The organism is Bradyrhizobium sp., from assembly GCF_004799405.1.
Taxonomy (GTDB): Bacteria; Pseudomonadota; Alphaproteobacteria; order Rhizobiales; family Xanthobacteraceae; genus Bradyrhizobium.
This window is the reverse complement of sequence record NZ_SSMW01000153.1, coordinates 47,631-53,630: the sequence shown is the minus strand read 5'-3', so window position 1 is coordinate 53,630 and position 6,000 is coordinate 47,631. Positions and strand designations below refer to the sequence as shown.

The 6,000-nt window shown below is 59.1% G+C and carries 7 protein-coding genes; 6 read left to right on the top strand and 1 reads right to left on the bottom strand.

Going from position 1 to position 6,000, the window contains the following annotated elements:
- Window positions 1–226: 226 nt before the first annotated feature.
- Window positions 227–1,054, bottom strand: a complete 828-nt coding sequence (locus E7813_RS24915; RefSeq protein ID WP_291577950.1) for a glycosyltransferase family 2 protein — start codon at window positions 1,052–1,054, stop codon at window positions 227–229.
- A gap of 168 nt (window positions 1,055–1,222) precedes the next feature.
- Between E7813_RS24915 and E7813_RS24910 the strand changes: the two genes are divergently transcribed.
- The 6 genes from E7813_RS24910 (at window position 1,223) to E7813_RS24885 (ending at window position 5,920) form a co-directional block, all read left to right on the top strand.
- Window positions 1,223–1,504 carry a hypothetical protein gene (locus tag E7813_RS24910; RefSeq protein ID WP_291577949.1) on the top strand — a complete coding sequence of 94 codons (282 nt, stop codon included), beginning with the start codon at window positions 1,223–1,225 and terminating at the stop codon, window positions 1,502–1,504.
- Between the two features lie 63 nt (window positions 1,505–1,567).
- On the top strand, window positions 1,568–2,590 hold the full coding sequence (locus E7813_RS24905) for an ABC transporter substrate-binding protein (RefSeq protein ID WP_291577948.1): 1,023 nt from the start codon (window positions 1,568–1,570) through the stop codon (window positions 2,588–2,590).
- Window positions 2,591–2,702: 112 nt separating this feature from the next.
- A complete protein-coding gene (locus E7813_RS24900) occupies window positions 2,703–2,972 on the top strand; it encodes an antibiotic biosynthesis monooxygenase (protein ID WP_291577947.1) in 270 nt (89 codons plus the stop codon).
- A gap of 122 nt (window positions 2,973–3,094) precedes the next feature.
- Window positions 3,095–3,559, top strand: coding sequence for a hypothetical protein (locus E7813_RS24895; RefSeq protein ID WP_291577946.1), 465 nt, complete (start codon window positions 3,095–3,097; stop codon window positions 3,557–3,559).
- Between the two features lie 90 nt (window positions 3,560–3,649).
- Window positions 3,650–5,266: a GMC family oxidoreductase N-terminal domain-containing protein gene (locus E7813_RS24890; RefSeq protein WP_291577945.1), complete on the top strand. Its 1,617-nt coding sequence runs from the start codon at window positions 3,650–3,652 to the stop codon at window positions 5,264–5,266.
- Window positions 5,267–5,350: 84 nt separating this feature from the next.
- Window positions 5,351–5,920, top strand: coding sequence for a hypothetical protein (locus E7813_RS24885; protein ID WP_291577944.1), 570 nt, complete (start codon window positions 5,351–5,353; stop codon window positions 5,918–5,920).
- Window positions 5,921–6,000 lie beyond the last annotated feature (80 nt).

Below are 6,000 nucleotides of genomic sequence, written 5' to 3'. Positions count from 1 at the left end.
GCGCGAGCCCGTGAGAGACATCGACACTGCAGCGGTGGATAGCCTGAAAGTGCTTGACCTCAACCGGCCGATTAGAGAAGCGGAAGTCATTTGCTCGCATTGAGCTATTCCGCTTTTGACCCATAGCGGACATCGGCGAAATCCTCCCGCGCTCCTGCAAGACTACTCGGCGTGAGCCTGCAAACCAAGCGGTCACATTGGCACGATGCGCACGCTCGATTTTCAGTCACATCTTGACCGCATTCGCGAAGAGCGTGTCGCCCCACTCGTACAAGGGTCGCATGAAGTCAGATTGGGTGTGGATTGCTCGACCTTTGCGCTCGAGCCATTTTCGTCCGTAGGTATCGAATGGAAAGTGTCGCATGTAGTAGTCGCAGGTCTCTTCCCAATGATCGACCGACAACGACTTACCATAGTGTTGGCAATAGAGACCGGTTCGCACGTGTTCCACGCCGCTCGGTTCTCGTTTCGCGAAGATGAACTCCAACCGGTTTCGCCACAACATCAGAATGTCTCGCCGCTCCGGGCCGAAGAAGCGACGAAAGCCCAATAGTTCGCGATCGGCTTGATAGGGTGCATGATCGCCAGGCGTCATATAGGCGTCGAACAATTGAATCCGCACGCCGTCGTAATCGCTGGAATGCGTTCCTTCCGTGAATCCCCGCAGATCTCCGGTAACGCGCTCATCCGGATCGAAGCAAAATATCCAGTCGAACTGCAGATGTTCGCGCGCCGTCTGCAGCAAAAGCCCGCGATGTCGACCCTCGGCAATCCGGCGTGCCTCGATGTCCGCTTCCCACGACCGATTTGTCACAACTAGAGCAACTTTTGGGTGCTCGCCAAGAATCTCCAGCGTTCGATCCGTGCTCGCGTCGTCATAGGCGACTATCGCATCGACGTTCTTGCAGACGTAGTCCAGCGTGTCTTGGAGAATAAGCGCTTCATCGCGAACGCGGGTGATTCCGATCAAAAAGTGCTTTTGACCCAAGAGGCTTCTATTGCAAACAATGATTTGTTCACTGTCGCGGAGCTTCCAACTACTCGTGCCCAGCATGACACCACCTGGCTGCGACTAAAGATGACATCAAATGACCCGAAGTGCTACCCTTCCGAAGTGTTTAATGTTTAGCATTTGAAAAACAACTTCCGGGAGAAATGATTACAATTAAAAATCCAAAATATCTTCTTCTACTTGCCTCCGCCGCACTGCTGATCCCGTCGATTGCATGCGCCCAATATACGAATCTCCAAGGAGCGGCGCGCACAAAATCTCAACACAACATTGCAAAACAATGCGCAGTATCGGCGGGCATACCTATCCACGCAGACGGTTCCTGGAATGAAGGCTCGCCACAAGCTCTGGCCAAATACAGAGCTTGCAAGGCAAAAAACAATATCAACTAAAGAGCGTATCGAACTCGTGGTCAACCTCAAGACCGCCAGGACACTCGGCGTCAGCTTTCCGCTCACCCTGCTCGGCCGCGCCGACGATGTCATTGAGTGACATTGCGATCAGTGACATTGCGATGCCGCCTGTTGGCAACCAACGCAATACCGAATACCTTCATTGCCGCTCAATAGCTCAACTTTCCGAGCCCGCGCGGAAGCAGACATGAGACGACGCACATTTCTTTTGGCGGCGGGCGGCGCGGCGATCTGGCCCTTGGCGGCGCGTGCGCAACGTTCGCGGCCGACCATCGGCTTTCTCGCCAGCGGTTCGCCGGAGACTTTCAAGACGGTCATCACTGGCTTTCTGGATGGCCTCAATGCAAGCGGGTTTACCGAGGGCGAGAACGTGGCGATCGAGTATCGCTGGGCTCAGTGCCAATTTAACCTGCTGCCAGCTCTCGCCGGGGAGCTGGTCCAGCGCCCCGTGGACCTTATCATAACGATGGGCGGCAACGTCGCCGCCCTAGCGGCCAAGCGCGCGACATCGACCGTTCCGATCGTGTTCCTGACCGGCGACGACCCCGTTTCCTCGGGTCTGGTTGACAGCTTGAACCGGCCAGGCGGCAACATCACCGGCGTCACCTGGCTTGCCACCGAACTCGGCGCCAAGAATCTGGAATTGATAGGCGAATTGCTTCCCGCTGCCGAAGTCATCGGCGTACTGATCAATCCCAACCGTCCGACAGCAGAGGCCCAACTGCGCAATGCCACAGAAGCGGCCGGTCGCGTCGAGAAAAAGTTGCTGGTGCTCAATGCCGGCAACAAGGAGGAGATCGACAACGCCTTTGCCACGATCGCGCAACAACATATCGCCGTGCTGTTCGTCTCGGTCGATCCGCTGTTCATCGTCAATCGACTCCAGATCATAGAGGCGGCGGCGAAGCAGGCGGTTCCGACGTTGTACTTTCAGCGCGAGTTTGTCGATTTGGGTGGCCTCATGAGCTATGGTGCCAACGCGCAGGACGCTTCACGTCTTGTCGGGGGCTATGCGGGGCGCATAATAAAGGGAGACAAGCCTGCCGATCTGCCGGTGCAACGCTCGACCAGGATCGAGACCATTATCAATCTCAAGACCGCAAAATCGCTTGGCCTTGCAATTCCGCCTACCTTGCTTGCTCGCGCCGACGAGGTGATCGAATAGCATCGCGCCGGAACATACCGGTCGGGACAGCGAATGTGAGCCCCTGTAGGAATAGCGGACACAGGCGAACCGCCGGGGGAAAATTGATGCAATCTTTCAGGGAGGAACGATAATGACGACCATGTTTGTCAGGCACACAGTCTCCGACTACAAAACCTGGCGTAAGGCCTACGACGATTTCGCGCCGGTCCAGAAGGCCAAGGGCGTAACGGCTCAGGCCGTATACCGGGCAGCCGACAATCCCAACGACATCACCGTAACCCACGAGTTTGCTTCCCTCGAAGCCGCGCAAGCCTTCGCGACAAGCGCCGAATTAAAGAGTGCCATGCAGAATGCGGGAGTGGCCGGAGCGCCAACGATCTGGTTCACCAACAAGGCATGAGATATCGATCGCGGCCAGGCGCCGGAATTTTTCGCCGGGGTGCGCCGTCTCGCCTGTTGGTACGAAACGGACATGCCGGGCCGGCCCGGCGATGTCCGTTATGGTGAGACAAGGAGATAATCGTGAGCACTCCGATGAAGCATTTTCGGGAAGGGCAGACGGTCTTGGGGTGCCTCTTCGCTCTGGGTTTGCTGAGCGATTGTAGCGGAAGCGGCAGCGGGGCGGGGCCTGAGTGCGATACCGCGGATGCGCGCAATTCGGTGGTCAAGATCGTTTCGGACGACAGCAATAATGCGCTGGTCAATTACGCCGCCAGGAATTCGAGTACGGTTACGGAAATGGCAAAGAATACGACTACCGAGGCTGAAAAATCCGCGATTCTGGAAAAGGCGAGAAAAGGTGCGGCCTATAAACTGGATGAGACAATACGGATGAATTCAAGAAACAAGACCAAACGAAGCGTCACCTGCAGCGGGTTGTTGTATGCCACCGTCGCGGATGCCACGGCGGAAAAAGAGGTGGATTTCAAGGTGGAGCAAACTGCGGACGGGAAGATGTCGGTTTCGGTCACTCCATTTCAATTTTGAACCGTTGGATGCTGTTCGATCGATCGTAGCCCCGGCGGGGGCTCGCCGCCTAACCCCTCTCCCGAGTGCGATCATGTCAAAGGGACAGCCATGACCAAATCCGGATTAGACGCCGAATTCGATGTCGTCGTGGTCGGCGCGGGCTCGGCGGGCTGCGTGCTGTCGGCGCGACTTACCGAGAATCCAGACATTACGCTCTGCGCTATCGAGGCCGGTGGACGTGATCGCAATCCGTGGATCCACATACCGATGGGTTTCGGCAAGCTCGTCCCCAATCCGAACGTCAACTGGGGCTACGCGACCGAGCCGGAGCCGGGCCTCGGCGGCCGCAGCATCGTCTGGCCACGCGGCAAGGTGCTGGGCGGCTCCGGCTCCATCAACGGCCTGGTGTTCCTGCGCGGCGCGCCGAGCGACTACGACGAATGGCAACGGCTCGGGGCGCAGGGCTGGAGCTACCGCGACGTGCTGCCCTACTTCAAGCGGATGGAGCATTGCGTCGACGGCGCCAATGAGTGGCGCGGCACCGGCGGCCCGATGACGGTTTCGCGGATCAAGCGTCCGTCGACGGTCGCCAGGGCCTTCGTCGAAGCCTGCGAGCGCCTGCAGTACCAGCGCAATCCGGATTTCAACGGCGAGCGCATCGACGGCATCGGTTTCGCGCCGCTCAACGTCCACAATGGCTGGCGCCGTTCGACCGCGGTCGGCTATCTCAAGCCGAACCTCAAGCGGCGCAATCTTGAACTGATGACCATGACTCATGTGCGCCGGATTCTGTTCGAAGGCCGCCGCGCTGTCGGCGTCGAGGTCGAGCGCAACGGCCAGATCCAGCGCATCGGCGCGCGCCGTGAACTGGTGCTGTCGGGCGGCTCGATCAACTCGCCGGTGCTGCTGCTCGCCTCCGGCATCGGACCCGCCGGCGAGCTCGCCGCGGAAGGCATCGACGTCAAGCTCGATCTTCCCGGTGTCGGCAAGAACTTGCAGGATCATTATCAGTCGAGCTTTGCATTCAAGACCCACCTGCCCGGCACGCTCAACGAAGCCGTGCTGTCGCCGGTCAAGTCGGCAAAACTCGCGTTGCAGTGGTTGCTCACCGGCTCCGGCCAGATGGCCGTCGGCGCGACCGAGGCAACGTTGTTCGCCAAATCGAATCCGTCGGAACCGGTGGCGGATATCCAGTACCAGGTACTCAACTACTCGTCGGACGGCATTGTGAAGGGCCTGCATCGCTGGCCCGGCTTCAGCTTCATCTTCAGCGTCTGCCGGCCGAAAAGCCGGGGCGAGATCACGCTGCGCGACAAGGAAGGCCGGATGCCGCCACGCATTCTCGCCAACTACCTGACCCACCCCGACGACGTCAGGATCATGGTGGCGGCGTTTCGCATCGCCAGCCAAATCGCGGCGACCGATCCGTTCCGTTCGCTCGTCAGCGAACCGTTGCGGCCGGGGCCCGACGTGAAAAGCGACCAGCAAATCGAGGACTATGTCCGCAAGGTCGGCTCGACCGTGTTTCATCCCTGCGGCACCTGCCGGATGGGCGAGCAGAACGACGCGGTGGTCGACAGCCAGCTGCGCGTTCGCGGTATCGACGGGTTGCGGGTGGTCGACGCTTCCGTCATGCCGGCCATGCCATCGCCGAACATCCATCCCGCCACAATTATGGTCGCGGAGAAGGGTTCGGATATCATCGCAACGGCCTTGGCGAACTGAACCGGGCCGGCACGCCGGCTGCATTCACACTGGCGTTTCTGAGATCCGGACGGTATAATTCCGGCACATTTGACGGTCGCGCGGATGTCGATTTTCTCACGCAGATTGGGTCTGGCACTGGTATTGGCGGCGCTCTGTGCGGGCGGGCAAACGGCCCATGCCCAAACCGCCCCGGTGTCATACTGGATCCCAGGCTCGCTTTTCGGCTTCGGCGGCGATTCAACCGGCGGCCAGAGCCTGAACACTTACGGCAACTTTCCGAGCTTTGACGGCACCGATGCCCGAGGCGGCGGCTTTTCCTATCTGCGCTACAATTTTCCGAACGGCTGGTTTGTCGGCAGCGAAGCCGGCGGCCTCGGCTTGACCAGCATAAGCAACATCAATCCAGGTTCCTACCAGGGCATGCAGGTCGGCTACAACTTCCAGAACTCACCCGTCAGGGTCTTTGCCGGTTTCGACACCCTGAAATACAACAACGGCATCGGTAACCCCTTTGCCCCCTTCGACAACACGTCCAACTCATTGTCAGGCTATAGCGCGCGTGCCGGCGTCGAATTCCAGCCGACGTCGAATCTCAGCCTGTCACTCGGGGTCGGCTTCAGCCAACAGCCGGGAATCAATTCGCTGGTGATACCCGGCGCTTCTGTCCGCTAGAGCGTTTTCGCGCGAAGTGGGTACCGGTTCGCGTAAAGAAAACGCGTCAAAACCAAGCGCTGACAGCGAACCGGGGACCG

What these genes read in the sequence shown, in the direction of transcription:
- E7813_RS24885 (WP_291577944.1), top strand. Translation starts at nt 5,351, where the DNA reads ATGTCGATTTTCTCACGCAGATTGGGTCTGGCACTGGTATTGGCGGCG.
- E7813_RS24900 (WP_291577947.1), top strand. Translation starts at nt 2,703, where the DNA reads ATGACGACCATGTTTGTCAGGCACACAGTCTCCGACTACAAAACCTGG.
- E7813_RS24915 (WP_291577950.1), bottom strand. Translation starts at nt 1,054, where the DNA reads ATGCTGGGCACGAGTAGTTGGAAGCTCCGCGACAGTGAACAAATCATT.
- E7813_RS24890 (WP_291577945.1), top strand. Translation starts at nt 3,650, where the DNA reads ATGACCAAATCCGGATTAGACGCCGAATTCGATGTCGTCGTGGTCGGC.